1 protein-coding gene is annotated in these 273 nt (G+C 76.6%); it reads right to left on the bottom strand.

What is annotated here, in order from left to right:
- A partial coding sequence (locus IE98_RS0141770; protein ID WP_030278043.1) for a DUF4241 domain-containing protein occupies positions 1-273 on the bottom strand: 273 nt, incomplete at both ends.

The raw sequence follows: 273 nt of genomic DNA, 5'->3' as shown, positions 1-273 counted from the left end.
GGCGAAGCAGCCCATGGCCTCCTCCGCCGTGAACCCCGCGTCCGCGGCGTGCGGGCCCGACACGTCCTCGCCCACGCCGAGGGCGACCTCCCAGGAGACCACCGGCTCGTCGCGGACGCACAGCCGGGTCGCGGCGCACTCCCGGTGCTCGTAGTAGGAGCCGTCGAGGAGGCTGGGCGAGTCCGCCCAGGCGACGTCCACCCGGTACGCGCCGGGCGGAATGCGCAGCGCGAGCTCGCGCGGCGGCCCGGACGTCCAGGGCGAGTCCACGAC

This window comes from Streptomyces sp. NRRL B-24484, from assembly GCF_000717715.1.
In the GTDB taxonomy this organism is placed as follows: Bacteria; Actinomycetota; Actinomycetes; order Streptomycetales; family Streptomycetaceae; genus Kitasatospora.
This window is presented reverse-complemented; position numbering and strand designations above follow the sequence as displayed.